The organism is Pedobacter jeongneungensis, assembly GCF_039538295.1.
GTDB lineage: Bacteria > Bacteroidota > Bacteroidia > Sphingobacteriales > Sphingobacteriaceae > Pedobacter > Pedobacter jeongneungensis.
Map to the genome: position 1 here is coordinate 586,070 of NZ_BAABBY010000001.1, position 19,885 is coordinate 605,954.

19 protein-coding genes, 2 tRNA genes and 1 pseudogene are annotated in these 19,885 nt (G+C 39.1%); 10 read left to right on the forward strand and 12 right to left on the reverse strand.

The window, feature by feature from the left end:
• Positions 1–3: 3 nt before the first annotated feature.
• Entirely contained in the window at positions 4–447 is a 444-nt protein-coding gene (gene rplI, locus ABD769_RS02585) for a 50S ribosomal protein L9 (RefSeq protein ID WP_025144599.1), read from the forward strand.
• A 97-nt stretch (positions 448–544) separates the two neighbouring features.
• Here the strand turns inward: rplI and ABD769_RS02590 are convergent, their stop codons facing one another.
• The 4 genes and pseudogenes from ABD769_RS02590 to ABD769_RS02605 all read right to left on the reverse strand — a co-directional run bounded on the left by ABD769_RS02590 (position 545) and on the right by ABD769_RS02605 (position 3,690).
• On the reverse strand, positions 545–1,330 hold the full coding sequence (locus ABD769_RS02590; protein ID WP_344849535.1) for a DUF4143 domain-containing protein: 786 nt from the start codon (positions 1,328–1,330) through the stop codon (positions 545–547).
• Between the two features lie 123 nt (positions 1,331–1,453).
• A pseudogene (locus tag ABD769_RS02595) lies at positions 1,454–1,798 on the reverse strand (AAA family ATPase); the annotation flags it as partial.
• A gap of 353 nt (positions 1,799–2,151) precedes the next feature.
• Complete coding sequence (locus ABD769_RS02600) at positions 2,152–2,850, reverse strand: SDR family oxidoreductase (RefSeq protein ID WP_344849146.1); 699 nt, start codon at positions 2,848–2,850, stop codon at positions 2,152–2,154.
• A gap of 30 nt (positions 2,851–2,880) precedes the next feature.
• Complete coding sequence (locus tag ABD769_RS02605; protein ID WP_344849148.1) at positions 2,881–3,690, reverse strand: 3-keto-disaccharide hydrolase; 810 nt, start codon at positions 3,688–3,690, stop codon at positions 2,881–2,883.
• 333 nt (positions 3,691–4,023) lie between these two features.
• Here ABD769_RS02605 and mtgA point away from each other — a divergent pair, with 333 nt between their 5' ends.
• Entirely contained in the window at positions 4,024–4,752 is a 729-nt protein-coding gene (gene mtgA, locus ABD769_RS02610) for a monofunctional biosynthetic peptidoglycan transglycosylase (RefSeq protein WP_344849149.1), read from the forward strand.
• 81 nt (positions 4,753–4,833) lie between these two features.
• Here mtgA and ABD769_RS02615 read toward each other — a convergent pair whose 3' ends face one another.
• The 3 genes from ABD769_RS02615 to ABD769_RS02625 form a co-directional block, all read right to left on the reverse strand.
• Entirely contained in the window at positions 4,834–7,251 is a 2,418-nt protein-coding gene (locus ABD769_RS02615; protein WP_344849150.1) for an AsmA family protein, read from the reverse strand.
• A gap of 101 nt (positions 7,252–7,352) precedes the next feature.
• Positions 7,353–7,640 carry a YciI family protein gene (locus ABD769_RS02620; RefSeq protein ID WP_344849152.1) on the reverse strand — a complete coding sequence of 96 codons (288 nt, stop codon included), beginning with the start codon at positions 7,638–7,640 and terminating at the stop codon, positions 7,353–7,355.
• A gap of 5 nt (positions 7,641–7,645) precedes the next feature.
• Positions 7,646–8,125 (reverse strand): ABC transporter ATPase, encoded by a 480-nt coding sequence (locus tag ABD769_RS02625; protein WP_344849154.1) that lies wholly within the window; start codon positions 8,123–8,125, stop codon positions 7,646–7,648.
• A gap of 50 nt (positions 8,126–8,175) precedes the next feature.
• Between ABD769_RS02625 and ABD769_RS02630 the strand changes: the two genes are divergently transcribed.
• Positions 8,176–8,682 (forward strand): hypothetical protein, encoded by a 507-nt coding sequence (locus ABD769_RS02630; RefSeq protein ID WP_344849156.1) that lies wholly within the window; start codon positions 8,176–8,178, stop codon positions 8,680–8,682.
• Between the two features lie 147 nt (positions 8,683–8,829).
• Here the strand turns inward: ABD769_RS02630 and ABD769_RS02635 are convergent, their stop codons facing one another.
• Positions 8,830–9,618, reverse strand: coding sequence for a (Fe-S)-binding protein (locus ABD769_RS02635; RefSeq protein WP_113948060.1), 789 nt, complete (start codon positions 9,616–9,618; stop codon positions 8,830–8,832).
• 115 nt (positions 9,619–9,733) lie between these two features.
• The gene (locus tag ABD769_RS02640; RefSeq protein WP_344849159.1) at positions 9,734–11,029 is read right to left on the reverse strand and encodes a 4Fe-4S dicluster domain-containing protein; all 1,296 of its coding nucleotides are present in this window, start codon (positions 11,027–11,029) and stop codon (positions 9,734–9,736) included.
• 229 nt (positions 11,030–11,258) lie between these two features.
• On the opposite strand from ABD769_RS02640, the gene ABD769_RS02645 reads away from it, so the two are divergent.
• Together ABD769_RS02645 and ABD769_RS02650 are read left to right on the forward strand one after the other, a co-directional pair.
• Positions 11,259–11,331, forward strand: a tRNA-Phe gene (locus tag ABD769_RS02645).
• A 306-nt stretch (positions 11,332–11,637) separates the two neighbouring features.
• A tRNA-Phe gene (locus tag ABD769_RS02650) sits at positions 11,638–11,710 on the forward strand.
• A 138-nt stretch (positions 11,711–11,848) separates the two neighbouring features.
• Here ABD769_RS02650 and ABD769_RS02655 read toward each other — a convergent pair.
• A complete protein-coding gene (locus ABD769_RS02655; protein WP_344849161.1) occupies positions 11,849–12,307 on the reverse strand; it encodes an SRPBCC domain-containing protein in 459 nt (152 codons plus the stop codon).
• A gap of 315 nt (positions 12,308–12,622) precedes the next feature.
• On the opposite strand from ABD769_RS02655, the gene ABD769_RS02660 reads away from it, so the two are divergent.
• Positions 12,623–14,218, forward strand: a complete 1,596-nt coding sequence (locus ABD769_RS02660) for a S41 family peptidase (protein WP_344849163.1) — start codon at positions 12,623–12,625, stop codon at positions 14,216–14,218.
• A gap of 496 nt (positions 14,219–14,714) precedes the next feature.
• Here the strand turns inward: ABD769_RS02660 and ABD769_RS02665 are convergent, their stop codons facing one another.
• A complete protein-coding gene (locus tag ABD769_RS02665) occupies positions 14,715–15,317 on the reverse strand; it encodes a hypothetical protein (RefSeq protein WP_344849165.1) in 603 nt (200 codons plus the stop codon).
• A 375-nt stretch (positions 15,318–15,692) separates the two neighbouring features.
• Between ABD769_RS02665 and ABD769_RS02670 the strand changes: the two genes are divergently transcribed.
• Positions 15,693–16,175, forward strand: coding sequence for a GNAT family N-acetyltransferase (locus ABD769_RS02670; protein WP_344849168.1), 483 nt, complete (start codon positions 15,693–15,695; stop codon positions 16,173–16,175).
• Between the two features lie 117 nt (positions 16,176–16,292).
• Positions 16,293–17,297: an LLM class flavin-dependent oxidoreductase gene (locus ABD769_RS02675; RefSeq protein ID WP_344849169.1), complete on the forward strand. Its 1,005-nt coding sequence runs from the start codon at positions 16,293–16,295 to the stop codon at positions 17,295–17,297.
• Between the two features lie 111 nt (positions 17,298–17,408).
• Here the strand turns inward: ABD769_RS02675 and ABD769_RS02680 are convergent, their stop codons facing one another.
• On the reverse strand, positions 17,409–17,624 hold the full coding sequence (locus tag ABD769_RS02680; RefSeq protein ID WP_344849171.1) for a hypothetical protein: 216 nt from the start codon (positions 17,622–17,624) through the stop codon (positions 17,409–17,411).
• A gap of 521 nt (positions 17,625–18,145) precedes the next feature.
• Between ABD769_RS02680 and ABD769_RS02685 the strand changes: the two genes are divergently transcribed.
• Positions 18,146–18,709: an RNA polymerase sigma-70 factor gene (locus ABD769_RS02685; RefSeq protein ID WP_344849173.1), complete on the forward strand. Its 564-nt coding sequence runs from the start codon at positions 18,146–18,148 to the stop codon at positions 18,707–18,709.
• Positions 18,710–18,772: 63 nt separating this feature from the next.
• The gene (locus ABD769_RS02690; protein ID WP_344849175.1) at positions 18,773–19,717 is read left to right on the forward strand and encodes a FecR family protein; all 945 of its coding nucleotides are present in this window, start codon (positions 18,773–18,775) and stop codon (positions 19,715–19,717) included.
• The last annotated feature ends 168 nt before the right edge of the window (positions 19,718–19,885 follow it).

Consider the following 19,885-nt stretch of genomic DNA (forward strand, 5'->3'; position numbering starts at 1 on the left):
GATATGGAAATTATTTTAAAACAAGATATTAAAGGCCTTGGTGAGAAAGATGATGTAGTTACAGTAAAGCCAGGTTATGGCCGTAACTATTTAATCCCTCAAGGATTTGGAGCATTAGCTACTTCTTCTGCTAAAAAAGTTTTAGCTGAAAACTTAAAGCAAGCTGCTTTTAAACAAGATAAAATTAAGAAAGATGCTGAAGGTGTTGCTGAGCGTTTAACTGATGTTAAACTTTCAATCGGTGCTAAAGCTGGCGAAAGCGGAAAAATCTTTGGAGCGGTTAACACCATCCAGATTGCTGAAGCATTAAAAGCACAAGGCTTTGATGTAGACCGTCGTCGTATCACTTTCGAAACTGAACCAAAATTTGTTGGCGAATATGTTGCTAACTTAAACTTACACAAAGAAGTTAAAGTTCAGGTTCCTTTCGAAGTAATCGCTGAATAAGCATTCTTTTAAAGAATCAATAAAAAAGGCCTTCCGATGAAAATCGAGAGGCCTTTTTTATTGGATGTAAAATGTAATCATGTAAGATGGATGATGTTTACAAAGATTGATCTACTAACCAGGCTGCATATTCTTCTATGCGAGTTCCCAAATAATAAGGTAGGTTTAATAATAAATAAGGTTTGCCAGCTGGAGTATTTGTCTTTTCTAGCTTAAATTCCCCACCATATACCCGGATAGCGAAAGGATGTTCTGATGCATCTATAAATTGATGAAGGGATCTTAAACTTCCCGTAGTACCCGATTTGATTTCGATAGGTATTACAATTTTTTTATAAGGGTAAATAAGATCAACTTCTGCATCTGATTGTTTTTTATCTCTTACCCAAAAATTAGGCTTATGAGAGGATATACGTTCGGTTGATATCAGTTCCTGGGTAAATAGGTGCGGTATAACTGCTCCTCTATAGGTTGTACTTAAATCGTCAAGCGCGAGCATCTCACCCTGGATACCCAACGAATAGTTGATTAATCCAGTGTCTAAAAATTGTAGCCTGGGTGATTTTTTTAAATCAGGAATAATCGGAACTTTGGTGCCGGTAGATGGATATATTAACCTGATGATTTTTGCATCATCCAATATCCTAAAAGCTTCTCCAACCTCTCTCGATTTATAATTTGAATTACCAAAGCCCTGAAATACTACGCGCTTATCGAGGAAAAGGTGGGCACTGCCCATAATATGATTGATTGTTCTTCTTGCAGTGTCATTTTGGGTATATTTCTCGATGTCGTTTTTGTAGGTTGCCCAAATACTTTCGTAAACAATGGGCAAATCGGAGAGACTGTGCGCTTCTATGTCGGTTTTAACTACTTCTGGCATACCTCCGATAATTGCATACCTATGAAAAGCTTTTAATAATAATTTGTGCGCAACATTTTTGACCGGAGTTTGAAGCAAATATTTTAATAAATCATTTTTTTGATTAGCCTGAAGGTATTCTTGAAAATTTAATGGGTATAGATATAAAAATTCAACCCTGCCAACCGGAAAACTTGCTACCTTTTGTAGTACAAACTCTAAAAGTGAGCCGGCACTGATCACATGTAATTCGGGAATTTCTTCATAAAAGTACCTTAGCATTTGGATTGCTTTTGCACTTTCCTGGATTTCGTCAATAAATAATAGTGTTTCATTTATTTTATCTGCTTGAAGGCTATGGCCAAGGAACAGTGCTTCAAGAATGCTTTGTACGTTGTCAAAATCATCAAAATACTGACGGTGTGCAGGTTTTTCCAGGTTTAGAAAAATAGCATTAGGATAGCTTTTTGCAAAATCTTTTATCAGCGTTGTTTTTCCAACCTAACGTGCTCCCCGAATGATCAGTGGTTTCCTGTTTTTGCTGTTTTTCCATTGAATTAAATTGTCTTCAATAGATCATCTAAATGCCATTTTAAATAATTTGTAACAAAGTCAACCCAAATATACTATGTTTTTGTAACAAAGTAAGGGCATATTTTGATAAATCTTGTAACAAAGTCAGGGCATTTTATTTGGTTGATGAAGTTTTAGTACTGAAATACTTTCTAAGTCATCAAATCTGCATGATCTCTGGGAAACCATTATTGATCTCCCAGAGTTATAGATGATATGAAATTTAGTTAGTCCATCTTCCATCATCCATCTCACATCATCCATTCTTATTATCCTTTCGGCGTAGTCGGTCTGATTTCTACTTTACTCGGCAATGTTCTTGCTGGCATGGCTAATAGATCAACAATCAGTTTACCCATATCTTCTGGTTGGATTTTCCAGGCGTCGTTTTCACTATCCGGTTGGTGATCGTTAAAGTGGCTCGCTACAGATCCCGGCATAATGGTACTTACTTTCACGCCATATTTTCTTAAATCGAGCATCACCGATTGGGTAAAGCCAGTTAAGCCAAATTTACTGGCATTGTAGGCAGAACCGCCTGCAAAAAAGTTGGTTCCTGCCAAGCTTGAAATGGTAAAAATATGTCCTTTGCTTTTTTTAATCTCTTCAACCGATGCTTTGATGCTATAAAAAACACCTGTTAAATTGGTATCGATGGTTTCTTTCCATAAATCAACACCTAATTCATCGATCGGTGCGAAATGACCAATACCGGCATTGGCAATCAGCACATCCAGTTGTCCCCATTTTTCGATGATCAGATTGATGGCTGCCTGTTGAGAATTAAAATCTGCAACATTAGCTTCAATGGCCAGTACATCTCCATGCGTCACCAGGTTGGCGGCGGCCTGGTTTGCGCTATCTATTGTTCTGCTCGTAATGGCAACTTTATAACCGTTTTCTAGTAGAGCCTCGGCAATACCAAAACCAATTCCTTTACTTCCTCCTGTAATTAATGCAACTTTCATGTTCTTGTAACGTATGATATCGGAAAATGTTTAATTTGATTTTTTGTTGTTGCGATGTGGCAGTTCCATGATCTGGATATCTTTAAAATCTACCGGCTGACCTTCACTTTGTAACGCTATGAAACCTTCGGTAAGTGCTTTACCATCAATTTTGATTTTAGGATCGTAGCGATTAGCCACGCCGCCGCCAATTTGTGGTTTGCTATATTGTAAAACCGTATCGCCATTGATGATGTGTGTAACCAGCGAATCGCCCATTACAATCAATTCCGCTGATACCCATTGGTCGCCGTCATATGTTTTTGACTTTGAATCTAAACAATGGCCATCATATAACTTACCCTGATAAAAAATATCGGTACCTGGCGAGCACATGTTGCCTGTTGGCCGTGGCCTTCCATCGCTTAAACCTCCTAAAAGCTGCATTTCGATCGAAATTGGCCAATCTTGTTCTTTCGGCATTGTTTTGGGATCCTGCGAATGGAACATTACACCACTGTTCCGCAGGGTATAATCCGGCGCTCCTTTCTGCAATTCGCCAACAAATCGGTATTTCAGTTTGAGGTGATAATCAGAAAAAGGTGTTTTATAGTAGAGGTGGCCAAACTGATCGTTAAAATCTCCATACTGATCATAACGGACCTGAATGATACCATCCACCACTCTGAAAGTGTTTCCATAATTCACATTATAATCATGGTGATGGATTTTTACATTCCAGTCTTTAATATCTTTTCCATTAAAGAGTGTAATCCACTTTTCTGATTTATTATTAATGTTTTTCGTGCTGCTACAGCCCCATAAAGTTAGGGCCAGAAACAGATAGCTTAGTTTTTTCATTTGGTTAAATTGAACCACAAAATACATAAACATAGCCATTTTATAACAGTTGGTACTGCATATTTTATTTTTGAAAGACAAAAATCATAATTTTCCACCATCCATTTTTTGACCATTAAGGAGTTAAGAACATTAAGACAAACTACTTAATTTTGGGTGATCACTATTCTTTATCGGGCATTATTATACCATTAGTGACTCCCATTATCCATTTTACCTTTTCCATCATCCATTTTTATCGGACATTATTTTAACATTAGTGACTTCTATTATCCATTTTACCTTTTCCATCATCCATTTTTCATTTCCCATCCCTTTAATTACCTTTGGCGCATGGCAAAAAACCGGACAACCAAAACAAAAAGCAAAGCGAAACACCCACTTTTAAAGAAGACCACCAATATTGCGACAAAAGTATTTTTATATTTTTTGCTGGTTTCTGTGTTTTGGGTAATTGCATTGCGTTTCATTAATCCGCCAATAACACTTTTGATGGTGTTGCGCAATATCGAGCGTAAAGCCGATGGAAAACCTTTTAAAACAGAGAAAAAGTGGGTGAAGTTTGAAGATATATCTGATAACATGAAAAGGGCTGCAGTATCGGCTGAAGATCAGCTTTTTTTAAAGCATATCGGTTTTGATATGAAAGCCATTGAAAAAGCCTTTGCCAGTAATGCAAAAGGAAAGAAAGTGAAGGGTGGAAGTACCATTTCGCAGCAAACAGCCAAAAATGTTTTTTTATGGCCGGGCCGGTCGTGGATCAGGAAAGGTTTTGAAGCTTATTTTACGCTATTGATCGAACTATTTTGGAGCAAAGAAAGAATTTTGGAGGTATATTTAAATGTAATCGAAATGGGCGACGGCATTTATGGTGCCGAGGCGGCTTCGCAAGAATATTATGGTAAATCTTGTACCAAACTCACCAAAAAACAAGCCGCTTTAATTGCTTCGTGCTTTCCAAACCCAAGAAGATGGACGCCTAAAAACGCCACACCTTACATCAGGCACCGCCAATACCTGATTTTAAGGAATATGAACAGGTTAGGGCCGCTGGATTTTTGATGTATGATGTTTGATGTTTGATGTTTGATGTAAAATGGGTAATGGAGATACAGTTTGTTTCCATCATCCATCTTACCTCTATTAATCGTGATCTTTATTCCACCTGATTTTAATCCCGCCCTTTTCGTCATCTACTGCTTTTAAATGTAGCACAATACCACGCATCCGGGCTTGCTTTTTTTCTTCCTTGGTTAAGTTTTCGTCGCCTTTAGGGTTTCTTAAAGGAATGTCCATGGCTACATTTGTTCCACTGCCCAGGGCATAAATTCCTTTAACATTAAAGTTTAATGCACTAGAATTAACCAGCATTGGAGCGATTTCTACTTTGTCGCCCCTGATGTTAAGCGTTCCATCCAGGTTTTTGATCTCAACATTTGATAAATTCCGGTTTGCAAAAGCAAATTTCCCAACTTTAACCATCGGGTCGAAATTAACAAGTGCAGCATTATTCAGGTTAAATACCACTTTTCCATTTATTGATCGTGGCAGAATTTTTCCGGTATGCGAAATTCTTCCGGAAATATTTACTAAAGAAGACAGATAACCTTTTAAATTTTTGTTGGTGATGGTGTTTTGTCCGAAATTATCGAAAGAGTAAAAGAAATCTTTAACGCTTACGTGGCTGATTTTCGAATTGATTTTGAAACTGTTTGAAGCAGCTTCCTGCATGATATTTCCATCTAAAGATAACTGACCGCCGGCGTGTGCTACACTGATTTTATTAAAAAATATACCACCACCACGTAATGAAATATCAGCATCGAGGTTTTTGGCCGTAAAATTATCGTAAATGGCTTTATCTACGGTTAAACGGATATTCATTTTAGAAAGTTCGAGCACATTGCTCAATTCTTTAGAAACCACCCGTTTATTTCCGCTTGATTTTGGTTTATTGCTCGATCTTGGACCTAAAAAGGGTAGAAATTCTTTTAAATACAGTTGTGGGCTCGACATTTTTAAATTCACCAATATTTTATCTGGTGCAGTGTAATATAAATTGGCAAAGTTGGCAATGCTGCAGCTTACATTCAGCTCACTTTTACCTAGCTGGAAGTGTCCGTTCTGGATGGACAAATCATTCTGGTTAAAATCGATATTTAAAGCACTTTTTACCAGATGCAGTTTTCTGGGAATATAAAGGATATCGGCATCTGCAATCTGTATTTTACCTGAAACCACAGGTTTGGTAAACCTGAAATTATCGATATCGGCCTGGCAGTACAACCTGAGGTTTGCTGTTCCGTTTTTAAATTCGAAATCGTTGGTTCCTAACGAATTATTTAAGTTTGATAAAGGAAATTGGGAGGTAACCAGTCCGGTGGCAATTGGCCTTGCCAGGTTATTCACCGTAAAAGTGTCTATTTTAAGTGGTGCATTAAAATATTTTGCGGTAAGTTTATGAAATTTGATCGAAGAATTTTCATCACCAATAATCCCGCCGGCAGTATCGCGGTTGGTAAAAGATCCATCAAAATTACAGGCGGTTAATTTCCCCGCAGGGATAGAAACAATGTTATCTCGTACTGTAATCCCTACTTTGATCAGCGGATCTCCATATTTGCCTGATCCGTCATCAATAATATTTCCGCGGATGTTAATCGGTTTTTCGATCCCGAATTTTAAAAGTTTAGAAGAAATATTGGGCGACAGGAGTAATGCCACATCCCTGAATAAAATATCATCTACAGCAATGCTGATGGCAAAAGCAGATTTTGCCAGGTCTATTTTGGCGCCTATTTTAAAAGGATGACCACCAATATTTAAAACTTCGGGTTTTAAAATTACCGCATCCAGATCGCGGCTGTAATGTGCCAGTAAAGTTCCGTCAAGCGATTTATCTTTTAAAAAACTCCCTTTGCGGGTATTAAATGCGAAACTGTTTACTTTGGTTTTCAATTTTATTTTTCCCGTCCAGCCGCTATCCGGATATTCCATTCTACCCTGAATCTGGTCGATATCGAAGTTGAAAAGTTTAAACCTCTTTTTATTGTCGAGTATTAAACTCACTTTATTAAAATCTATCTTTTTTACCTCTAATGCCGAAGATTTTGGCGACGACTTCTTATCATCGGTTTTGGGCTTACTCTTAAAAATACTGGTGTTACTGTACCCGGTAGAATCGGTATAAATATATATAGAGGCATTATTAATGGCTATCTGTTTAATATTGATGTTGCCCACAATTAGTGAGAGCACATTTAACGATACATCAATATCCTGTGCTTTTAACAGATCATGTTTGTGCTGGGCCCATAAGCTATCCCTTAATAAAACGCCATTTAGTGAAACAGAAACGCCAGGGAAGCTTTTAAGGAGCGTAGGCTCCATGCTGGTGGCCGTAATCTGTCCGTTTAAATTTTTATTGAGCTGCGAGAGGATAGAAGCCAGCACTTCTTTCTTGTTGCGGCTAATGTAAAACGCACCCGCCAGCCAGGTTAATATAATCAGGACAACTAAAACCGATACGATTTTTAAAGAGATTTTAAGCCAGCGCTTCATACACATTATTTGATTTAACCAATATAATCTTTTTAAAGGCTAATTGTTTGGTTAGTAATGAAAAATAATCAGTATTAGTGCTTTAGGTTTTAAGAATGGCTTTATTTTAAAAGTAATTCGAGGTCAGGATGGTACTGTGAAGTGAGAAACTGTGTGATGGTGAAATCGGCCAGGCGGTGTTTGTAAAACGGATCTTCCATCAGGATTTTCTTTAGTGCTGCTTCATCTTTCGCCAGCGCTAAAATAATTCCGCCTGTGCGGGGCACTTTTCTGCCTGAAGCAACAAAAATGTTCTGATCGTAATATTTATTAAGGTACCGGACATGCTCCTTCATGTGTTCGTCCAGTTCTTCCAGCGGAACAATATATTTTAGATCTACAATAAACATGATGCTTACAGTAAATGGGCAAAAACGGTAGAATGCCAGCTATTTTGAAAAGGAACTTCCCATTTCGTTTCCAGTTCTGACAGATTTTGAACCATATTGTTAAACACAATGGTTTCTGGGGTTACCTGTTTGATGTTTACAAGGGTTTCGAAGTCTTCTTTACTGTTTACCACAACTTCTCCATTTACTTTATAGGCCATGTTAAAGCGGTTAAAAAGATCAACATGGTATTCCTGTTCAATTTCTTTGATTAACCGTACAGAGCTATCAATAGAGCATCCGGTAACGCCGGCCTGGCTTTCATCAACAGTGAGAATAATAAAAAAGCCGTAACGGATTTCTGCTTTCGCCAATAATTCGTTTCCGTGCGCTTTCCATTGGTTGGTAAAGGATGCTAATTTATTCAGGATCTCATTTTCTTCGGCTGAAGTAAATTTACGATCGCTTTGGTATATCCAAACTCTTGATTGTGGAGAAAAACTCATATACAAATTTATGATTTTAATTAATTTGCTGTAATAAAAACGCTAACCTGATGAAAAAGTTTACACTCTGCTTGAAAATATCCCTTGTTTCGGCTTTCTGTATGTTTTTATGCGCTTTTTCCGATCCCGAAACCCTTGAACAGTACACTGGTTATCTGCAAAAATCGTTTGCTGACCACTACGATTCCAGTCAGGAAAATGGCAAGGTAAAGAGTTATGAACTAAATGTTACCAACAATGGCTTTTGCCGTTACAAGCGTTATTATAATAACGGTAAAACAGAATATTTCGCATTTAAGTTAGCTAAATTTAAAGATATGGATTATTATGGTACAACCAATGCAGGTAAATTGTATATCCGTACCAAAGGCGATGATGTAATTGTGCAGACTTATAAGGACAGGGGAGGTGATGTAGACTCGATGGCTACGCAGATTATTATTCCGCTAAAAAATGTGGAGGCAGAAGATTTAAACCAGATCCGGAATAACCTGGAAAGGATAGTAAAGCTTCCGCCCGCTGAAGTACCTAAAACAGAAGTGAAATCTGAAGATTAGTTTTGCTGGCCGTCATCTCGACTGAAACGTAGTGGAATGGAGAGATCTGCCTCGAGAGATTTAGTTTCTTCTGAGTACTGCATGCTTCTCGACTACGTTGTAGTTCGAAATGACGGTAATTTTGGGGGTCAAAGGCAGAGACTTTTATTACAACCCGTTTGCCCTGGCTGTAATCTCTGCAATATCAAGCACTTTAACTTCCTGTTCTTTATCTTTTAACTTAATGCCATCGCTCAGCATCGTCATACAGAACGGGCAACCCGCTGCAATAAACTGCGGATTGGTTTCCAACGCTTCATCAATACGTTCTACATTGATGTCTTTATTTCCTTTTTCGGGTTCTTTAAACATCTGTGCGCCACCAGCACCACAGCATAAACCATTGCTTTTGCAACGTTTCATTTCTACCAGTTGGGCATCTAAAACTTCCAATGCTTTTCTTGGTGCTTCGTAAATTCCGTTTCCGCGGCCTAAATAACAAGGATCGTGATAAGTAATTTTTTTGCCTTTAAAACTTTCGCCACCTTCTGCTTTTAATTTACCCTCATTAATTAAATCCTGAATGAGTTGTGTATGGTGGATCACTTCGTAAGTGCCGCCTAAGCCGGGATATTCATTTTTAATGGTATTGAAACAATGCGGACAGCCGGTTACGATTTTTTTAATGTTATATGCATTTAAAACTTCTATATTGGTCATGGCCTGCATCTGGAAAAGAAACTCATTTCCGGCACGCTTAGCCGGATCGCCGGTACAGCTTTCTTCGGTTCCTAAAACAGCATATTTTATACCTACATGATGTAAGATCTTGCAGATGTCGCGGGTAATTTTCTGTGCCCTTTCATCATAACTTCCTGCACATCCAACCCAAAATAATATTTCCGGTTCTTCACCTGCGGCCATTAATTCGGCCATTGTAGGGACTTTAAATTCCATTTTTATCGATGTTGTTGGTTAATCGTTTAAATCGGTTAACTGGTTAATTGTATTGTTGAATTGCTCAATTGTTTTCACATCGTCCGACTTAGGACTTACGACTAAAGACTCGAGACTAAGAGCCTTCTGCCCAGTTAAAGCGATCGGCTGGCGAATATTTCCAGGGTGCCTGGTTGTTTTCGATATTTCCGAGCATCGCATTAATACTTCCGGGAGCCTGTGATTCTTCCATTACCGCGTAACGTCGCAATTCCATGATAATCTGCAAAGGATCAATATTTACCGGGCAGGCTTCTACGCAGGCATTACAGCTGGTGCAGGCCCAAATTTCTTCTCTGGTAATGTAATCGTCCAGTAAGGCTTTCCCATCCTGATGTTCTGCGCCATGTTTATCTATATTTTGTCCCACTTCGGTAATGCGATCGCGGGTATCCATCATAATTTTTCGTGGCGATAACAGTTTGCCGGTAATGTTTGCCGGGCATACAGAGGTACAACGCCCACATTCGGTGCAGGTATAGGCATTCATCAGGTTTACCCAACTCAAATCGGTTACGTCTTTTGCGCCAAATTTACCTGGTTCGGTTTCAGCGGGAACAAATGAAGGATCGAGCATAGCCTTTACCTCGTTGGTAACCGATGCCATATTGGTAAACTCGCCCTTCGGTTCCAGATTGGAGAAATAAGTATTTGGAAAGGCGAAAAGAATATGGAAATGTTTTGAATAAGGCAGGTAATTTAAGAAAGCCAAAATGCCGATAATGTGGAACCACCAGCAACTGCGCTCAACAATAACCAATGCACTTTCTGTTGAAGGAAGAATATTCATTAAATACTGGCTTACCGGAAAAGCACCTGCGTTAACATAGTGGCTTGCGCCTAAAAGCTGCAGTTTAGCATCGGCTGCGTTCATGAGTAAAAACGCACTCATTAATAAAATTTCGGTAATCAGGATATAATTGGCATCAGATTTTGGCCAGCTTTTCATTTCCACACCACTAAAGCGTTTAAGCTTAAGGATGTTTCTGCGGACCAGAAAAATGGCACATGAAACCCAAACGGTAAAGGCCAGGATTTCGAAAGAACCGATTAAAAAATTATACAAACCGCCCAAACCATTAAAAATACGATGGGTGCCGAACAATCCGTCGATCATAATTTCGAGTACTTCGATATTGATGATTACAAAGCCGATGTACACAAAAAAGTGCAAAAAAGCCGGGATGGGGCGAACCACCATTTTAGATTGACCGAAAGCTACCCGTAGCATGGTCATTAATCTTTTTTGAGGCTGGTCTTTACGGTCGACCGCTTTTCCCAACCGGATATTGCGAATTATTTTACGCAGGTTAACTGTAAACAGCGCAATTGCTGCAAGCGTAAGTACTAGAAAGAGGATCTGTGCCACCATGCAATATTAGATTGTTTACGCTAAATTAGGATATTAATATTTAAAAATTACTATGCATGCATAAAAAAAATAATAAAATTGTTTGTTTGTACTCATTCTAAGCAAGAATTAAGGCTTTTTTATCAGTTAACGAAAAATTAATTAATTGATAATCAGAGGGGCGCTTAAATAATTAAAAAAAAGTTTTGCTTTTGAAAAAAGAACACTACATTTGCAATCCCAAACGGATGGTGCCATAGCTCAGTCGGTAGAGCAAAGGACTGAAAATCCTTGTGTCCCTGGTTCGAATCCAGGTGGCACCACTTCCAAAAGTCCCGGTTTAACCGGGACTTTTTTGGTTTATAAGGTTTTGTTAATATTATTCGCAATCAGAGATGAATAAACCAGGCTAATTACCTTAGCTTAGTTTTTTTGACCACGTAAGCTACCTGAAATCACCTAAGTTTCTTGCGACTGTTAGATTAAGGAAGAAAAATGAAAATATTTTTTCAGTGCATCTTCTTGCTTATCAAAAAGATGGCGCTATAAGGTCTGGTTTTAACTAAAAAAACTGAAATCCTTTTTTGGAATTGAGAAAAAGAACACTACATTTGCAATCCCAAACGGATGGTGCCATAGCTCAGTCGGTAGAGCAAAGGACTGAAAATCCTTGTGTCCCTGGTTCGAATCCAGGTGGCACCACTTCCAGAAGCCCTTCAGAAATGAAGGGCTTTTTTGGTTTTACCGGAATTCTTACATTTAATTGGGCAGGTTAATTGCAGCGATTTTTCTTTTTTTATCACTTAAATCATTGAGTGCACCTGAGCTTCTTCCACCAGTTTACAAGGCTGTTTTGTATGTTTCAATATGATCGTGCTGTTTTTCAGCTATTTCTTTAACCTTATCGAGTGCTTTAGGCCAGGTTTCCTTAAAATAGTCAAGCCATTCTTTGGTGATGTCCATATCGATCAGAAGTTCCGTTTTACCATCTTTTTCGTTTAGTGTGTAATTTTCGAATGATTCGCCCCAGTCGTGCAGGGTTTCCTTACCGTCCATGATCTGGCCAATGTGTTTAACAGACATGTACTTATTGGGGATATTTTCATTGATAATGGCTAACATTCCATCTCCTTTATCATCGTGAAACAATGCTTTACTTCCTTTTTTCCAATCGGTTTTTACCTGCGATCCTTCTGCAAAAACAGCTGTCCACCTGGGGTAGGTTTTTACGCCGAAAAGGACGTCCCATACCTTTACTGCAGAAGCATTAATGGTAATTTTAAATTCGATCTTTTCCATGGTTTTTTGTTTTTTAGAAGGTTATTACTGAATTTTCATTAAGCTTATAATAAATTTCAAAAGAATCGGGCAATATAAAGCGGTGCAAAGGCGACAATTTTCAGGGGCCGGGGAGACTAAATTTTTTTATGATTTTTTAACATATTTAGCTTAAAATAAAGCAATTTAATCGATAGATTTACATAGTTGGACGGTACATCTGCCTGTCTTCACAATATTTTAACTTAAATTTAGTTATTTGGTAATAATTTAATTTCCAAACAACTTAACCATTGGCCAACACGTATATACATCAATATAATGCTACAAAAATCTATGAGAAATAACAGATTTACCCACCTGCTGGTGCTTGGTTTTTTAACTTTGGGTGCGATTTCTGCCTGCAAAAAGAGCAGTATTACGCCCGAAGAACCGGTTACGCCTACCACACCGAGCGGAACACGTACCGAACTGACAAAGGATTCGATCTTTTTATATGCTAAAGAACTATATTACTGGAATACTTCGTTACCTGCTTATGAGGCATTTAATCCTCGCGGATTTAGTTCAAATGAGGCAGAACTTTATGCCCTAACGCAATATTCTTCCGATCCATCAACGGGTAAACCTTATGAATATGTAAGCAATTCTACCGAACCGAAATATTCATTTTTTGATTATACTGCTGCTACCACGGGCAAAACGGGTGTACTTAAAGCAGATGTAAATGGTTCGGCAAATGATTATGGCTTTTCGGTAAGGTATAATACTACGGAAGATTTACGTGTAAAATATGTTTATGCCAATTCGCCGGCAGCTCAACAAGGTTTAACACGCGGCTGCAGGATAACGAGTATAAACGGCAGAACGAATTTAAGCTATAGTAGTACAAATATTGTCGACTTTTTAAACGGTGCCATTTTTGGAACCAACCCCAGCGTAACTTTAGGATATAATGATTTGAGTGGTAATGCAAAAACGGCAGTTATTGTAAGCGCAAACTATACGGTTAATCCTATTTTATATACCAATATTTACACCGTTGGTGCTAAAAAAGTGGGTTATATTGTTTTTAATAGTTTTACCAATAATGCTTCTGCAGCTTTAAATGCTACCTTTTCTAATTTTGCTACGCAGGGCGTAACTGAACTTGTTGTAGATTTACGTTATAATGGTGGCGGGTACGTATCTACGGCAACGCAGATCATTAATTTAGCAGCTCCGGCAGCACAAAATGGTAATATTATGTTCACTTCTTATTATAACAATTACCTGCAATCGATTACTACTGCACAAAGAAAGGCTTCTGTTTTGGCACACCAGCCCCTGTTGGATGATGCCGGAAAACTGCAAACATTTACCACAGGTGTAAATGGAAAATATGCTACCTACGCTGATTTAAACTATTCTCCAACTGCCGCAGATAACATTGAAAAATTTGCAAAATCGGGTTCATTGGCTTTAGACAGGATTTATTTTCTGGTTACCGGATCAACGGCTTCAGCGAGTGAGCTTACCATTAATAGCTTAAAGCCGGTGATGGATGTAAAACTGATCGGCACTACAACTTATGGTAAACCTGTTGGTTTTTTCCCAATCAGGATTGATAAAGTAGACATGTATATTCCTGAGTTTGAAACTAAAAACCAAAAAGGTGTTGGCGGTTATTATTCGGGTTTAACTGTTGATAAAGAATCATCGGAAGATTTAACAAAAGCTTTTGGAGATGAAACCGAAACCATGCTGGCCTACGCACTGGCTTATGCCAAAACAGGTACTTTTGTAATTCCGGCAGCAAAAACAGCAAGTTTAAGTAACTCAACGGTGCCTGTAGCTCCAAAATTATCCACTGCTGAAATGAAATCAGCGGATGAGCGTCTGGATCAGAACGAGTTTAGAGGCATGGTGATGACACCGAGAAAAAGATTTTAATAAAATTTTCAAGCAAAAAGCCCGGTTAGCCAATAATGCTGACCGGGCTTTTTTTATGGGATTGTAAATCCCCGGTTCAATGGTCGAGATTAAAAATCCCGACCAACAAGGGACAGTTTGATGCTAAATAAGGTCGACCCCGGACTTATTTAGTGTCAATGAGGGTGAAATAAGTATCAATGAAGGTAAAATAAGCTTCAAATCGGAGCAAATTAGTATCAACGAGGGTGAGAAAAGGTCGGTGCCGAGCTTATTTTGTGTCAACGAGGGTTAAATTAGTATCAACGAGGGTGAGAAAAGGTCGGTGCCGAGCTTATTTTGTGTCAACGAGGGGAAAATAAGTATCAATTAGGGTTGAGAAAAGGTCGGCGCCGAGCTTATTTTGTGTCAACGAGGGGAAAATAAGTATCAATGAAGATGAAATAAGCGCAATACAGATGCTGTTATGGTCAAAAAAACAAGTCAAGTTTTTAAAACTTGACTTGTTATATACCTGTTACAATAAAATTTTACTGCTAATGTCTTTATTAATGGTAATGTAACCCGGGTATTTAACCGGTGTATTGCCCAGCATAAAGGTTGGTTTTATTTTAATGGTTAGTAAACCCAGTTTTTCATCTTTAGAATTTGATCCTTTTTGAGCTGCTTTAATAATATCATTAAAAACATTTCCGTTTGATATCAGTCCGTAAATATTGCTAACCAATTGTACCGGGACAGTTACAGTTTGGCCTTGTGCAATGCTTACGTTCTGGTTAACCAGTCCTTCTGCAAGGTCAGTATTGTTTACCAATATTTTATATTCGAACTGGTTAATTGCAGCCAAATTACCCGATGGATTGGTGATTTCTAAATTCAGATTGGCCCTTAAAGGAATATCTTTTCTCAGCAATCCCAAAGCTACTCCGGGTAAGCTTGTTAAGCTAAAACTCTGCTGATCCATTAATTTTTTTACGTCTGTACCTGCAATAGAGATATTTTGTACGTTGGTAATCTTATAAGTGCAGTTTTCGAGTGCCTTTATTTGTTGCGCCTGTTTGTTAATGCCACAACCAAAAATTGTTATGGTAAGCAGGCAAATCATTAGTGTGTTTTTCATGTTAATCATAACGCCAAATTACTAAAACTATTTCAGAGCGGATGGTTAATTGGTTAATTGTTTCGTGCGATTGCTACATCATGCTATTGCTAAATTGTTCGATTGCGCTATTGTTATTGCAAATCGCTAACTGAAAACTGTTAAAGAGGGTTAATCGGTTAATTGTTTAAACTGGTTAATTGTTTACTCTTCGACTATGTTAAGGGGGAACTGACTTGTAGACCCCAACAATCAAACAATTCAGCAATACAACATTTATACAGTTAACCAACAATACAACAATAACAAACTACGCCCAATTAACCAGTTAACCGATTTAAACAGTTAACCAGCATTCAGCAATAAAACAATAACTTTGTCAGAAAACAAATCAACATGGCCGTTACCATCAGGAAAATAGAAGCAGCAGATAATAAAGCAACTGCAGAAATGATCAGAACGATTTTAAGGGAGTTTAAGATTGATAAGCCCGGTACAGTTTATACCGACCCAACAACTGACGATCTATCCACGCTTTTCGAGCAACCCGGATCGGCTTATTGGATTGCGGAAGAAGATGGGGAGATTATTGGTGGCTGCGGCATTTACCCAACAGCTGGTTTGCCAGATGGTTGCGCAGAACTGGTGAAATTATATACTGCTGCGGCTTCGCGGGGAAAAGGTATTGGCAAGTTGCTGATGGAAAAAAGTATCGAATCAGCACAGCATTTTGGCTATAATGAAGTATATTTAGAATCTTTCCCGGAGCTTACTACAGCAATTTCTATGTATGAAAAAGCGGGATTCAAAAAACTTGAAGCGCCACTGGGCAATTCAGGCCATTTTGCCTGTAATGTCTGGATGTTGCTGGTATTGTAGCGGATTTTTAATCGCAACGTAAGTTTAGTGTAGGTTAAACGTCATATCAACTTTAATCATCTATACTTGGCACGAATAAAGATATTTTTGCAGCATAGATTTTTATCCCTTTAGTTTATGGCTGATCACTCATTAAAAAATATACCTTACTCTGTTCTTGATCTTGCAACGGTTTTAGACGGTTATACTGCCGCTGATACTTTTAAAGCGAGCCTCGATTTGGCTCAGCAATCAGAAAGTTTGGGCTATACCCGTTATTGGTTTGCAGAGCATCATAATATGGCAGGTGTGGCCAGTTCGGCTACGGCTGTGCTTATTGGATATATTGCCGGTGGTACAAAAACTATACGTGTAGGTTCTGGTGGTATTATGCTGCCTAACCATGCGCCTTTAATTGTTGCAGAACAGTTTGGTACGTTAGCTTCGCTTTATCCAAACCGTATCGATCTGGGTTTGGGCAGGGCTCCGGGTACGGATCAGATTACCGCAATGGCCATCCGTGGTGAAAATTTTAATGCTGCCCATAACTTTCCGAAGGATATCGAAAAATTACAGCAGCTTTTTTCAGCTTCCAATAACCGGGCGAGCGTTAGGGCTATTCCTGGTGAGGGATTGGAGATTCCGATCTGGGTTTTAGGTTCGAGTACCGATAGTGCGCGTTTAGCCGCCGAGAAAGGATTGCCTTATGCTTTTGCAAGTCATTTTGCACCAACCTATTTCGAACATGCCATTTCTATTTACCGCAATAATTTTAAACCATCGGCATTTTTGCAGGAGCCATACGTAATGGCCTGTGTAAATGTAGTGGCAGCTGATACCGATGACGAAGCCGAACGTTTATCGAGTTCTGTAAAACGGATGTTTTTGGGTGTAATTACAGGTAAGAGAGAGTTATTAAAACCACCGGTAGATGATATTAATCAATATTGGGACCGCATGGAAAAAGAAGCAGTGGAGCAGATGTTGTACTATTCTTTTATCGGCAGTGGCGAAACCATTAAAGAAAATTTAACTGCTTTTGTAGATACTTATGGTGTAAATGAGATTATGAGTACTTCGCATATTTACGATCATCAGTCTAAACTGCATTCGAATAAGATTTTTGCAGGGTTGTTTGGGTAAAATAGTCCGTCATTGCTAGGTACGAAGCAATCCTACAACTCTGGGTGGGCAAAAGCATTAATTTTGCACTCAGCGATCGTTGTAAGATTGCTTCGTCGGCTGAAAAAGCCTTTATCTATCGGTCGGTGGCCCACCGACCGAAATTCTAATTGATTTTTGCCCATCAGCATGGTCTTGCCTCGGCTCGCCGCCGCCGAAGGGCTCTTTCTTTTTAGCATCAAAAAGACCAGCGTAGCTAGCTTGAATGCAATTAAAAACATAAAAAGCACATGAAAAAACAAAAAATGCCGGCTGAAAATTTTTCTTTGGAAGCCAGTAGGTTGGCATGGTCGGTGGAGCCCGAAAAATTTGTTAGGCCGGAATAAAGCAGAACGGTGAGGTAGTGCTTTGGCCTAGCTGGGCGGAAATATATAATTGTTTAAAGTGTTTATTATTAATAGATGACTAAATAACGTCGATGGTAGCATAGTCTAGAAATCTGTCTCGAGGTAGATCTCTCTCCCGAATATTCGGGACGTTCCGGTCGAGATGACGGCCGTTTTTGTTTGAGTCTGTCATCCTGAGCGGAGTCGAAGGATCTCCATTACGCGTTGCTACAGTCGGGATGACGCCTTTTATTGATAATTTGTTCCCCGTGGATTTCGCTAATGGGCGCAGAAAAGAGTTCCATATCCCATTATCCATCTTACTTTTTCCATTACCTTTATCGCCCAAACCTCCGACTTCGGTCCCCTGACTTTCGGACTTATTCCATCACCCCTCATCCATCTTACCTCACCTACTCTTTAAGATTTATTAATACTAAAGGAATATTGGGCTGCTAGCTTTGCTGCGATAAACAGTATCCCTTGAGCGAAACTTTACTTTCATCTTTGCAGTGCGGAAGCCATCGGGCCATGGAAGAAATCTACCAGGTTTACTGGGAGGGTGTTTTTGATGCTGCGCTTAAAAAAACAGGAGATGAAGCCCTTGCGCAGGATATTACCCAGGAGATTTTTATTTCGCTGTGGGAAAACCGTAAAACGATTAACCTATCCGGAAGCCTTGGTGCTTACCTGCATGGTGCGGTAAAATATAAGGTTATTAACTATTTCAGATCAGGAAGTATCAAAGAACAACATCAGCCTGCACTTATAGCATTAATGGATGAGCAGCATGCCGCCGCTGCCGATGATAAACTCATTTTAAAAGAACTCCATCTTGAGGTGGATGCTGCTATTGCCTTACTGCCAGAAAAAATGCAGCAGGTTTTTTCGATGAGCAGAAAACAGGAAAAATCAATCAAAGAAATCGCTACAGAACTGGATATTTCTGTCCAGACCGTTAAAAACCAGATCTCTGCTGCTCTAAAACTGCTCAAAAAAAGTCTTTCCTATATCCTGTTAATTGCCGCTTTAATCGGCTTAACATAAAGTTAATTTACTGATAACATTTTTGGATAGTACCTCTTTGCCTTTCAACTGACATGTATTTAAATGACAGAAGAACAGGCAAAGGAACTGCTGCAGAAATATCTCGATCAGCAGGCAAATCCTGAGGAACAAAAAATGGTTGAAGTGTGGTATGCTACGCTAGATTTGAAAAATCGTGTATCAGCCGATCAAAAAGCTGCGATAGGAGAACAAATGTTTGTCCGGCTTAAGGCGGCGATGTACGAAAAACCGGAGAAGCGGAAGATCATTAAACTTCAGGCTTTTGGTAAGATAGCCGCTGCGGTACTGCTTTTGGTTACGCTTGGGCTAAGCGTATGGAAAATGAGCAGCCCGTTAAAACCTGCCGAAAATCAGGTTACTGTCATTACAGGATCAGCAGAGCGGAAACGCATTACCCTGCCGGATGGTTCGGTGGTATTGCTCGGCCCGGCTGCAAAATTAAGCTACCCTAAGGTATTTGCTGCCAACAGCCGCCAGATTGCACTAAAAGAAGGTGAAGCTTTTTTTGATATCGCCCACCAGGAAAACAGGCCATTTACAGTACATGCCGCATCAGGCATCGACATTAAAGTTTTAGGAACCTCTTTCAAGGTCAAATCCTATCAGGCCAGTAAACAGTTCGAAGTTGCTGTAGTTACCGGTAAAGTTGCCGTAAGCAATAAGGAAAGAAACCTGGGTACACTGGTTAAAAACGAGACTTTAACCTACGATAAAAACGCCGATCATGCTGCTATCCGTAAAATCAAAGCACTTGCTTTTGTTGAGTTTGCGTTTGACGGTACTACACTCGATCAGGTGATCAGCAAACTCCAGTATGCCTACAGCATTAAAATTGTGCTGGGCGACAGCACTTTGGCTAAACTTAAAACCACTGCTTCTTTCAGTAGCAGGCAATCGGCTGAAGAGATTCTGGATATCATCTGCAGTCTCCACCACCTCAGGTTCAACAGATCAAAAAATCATAAAACATTTAATATATACAGATGAGATAAAGATAGGGGTATAGCAATTATCTACGGTACCGGTCAGATCGGTTGCCGCAATCTTTCTTTCTGGTCGCAGGGCCAGCATAATTAAAGCTTTACAGAAACAAAATCAAACAAATTAAGCAATGAAAACTACCTCCGCTAAGAGGACACCAGCTCTTTATAAGAT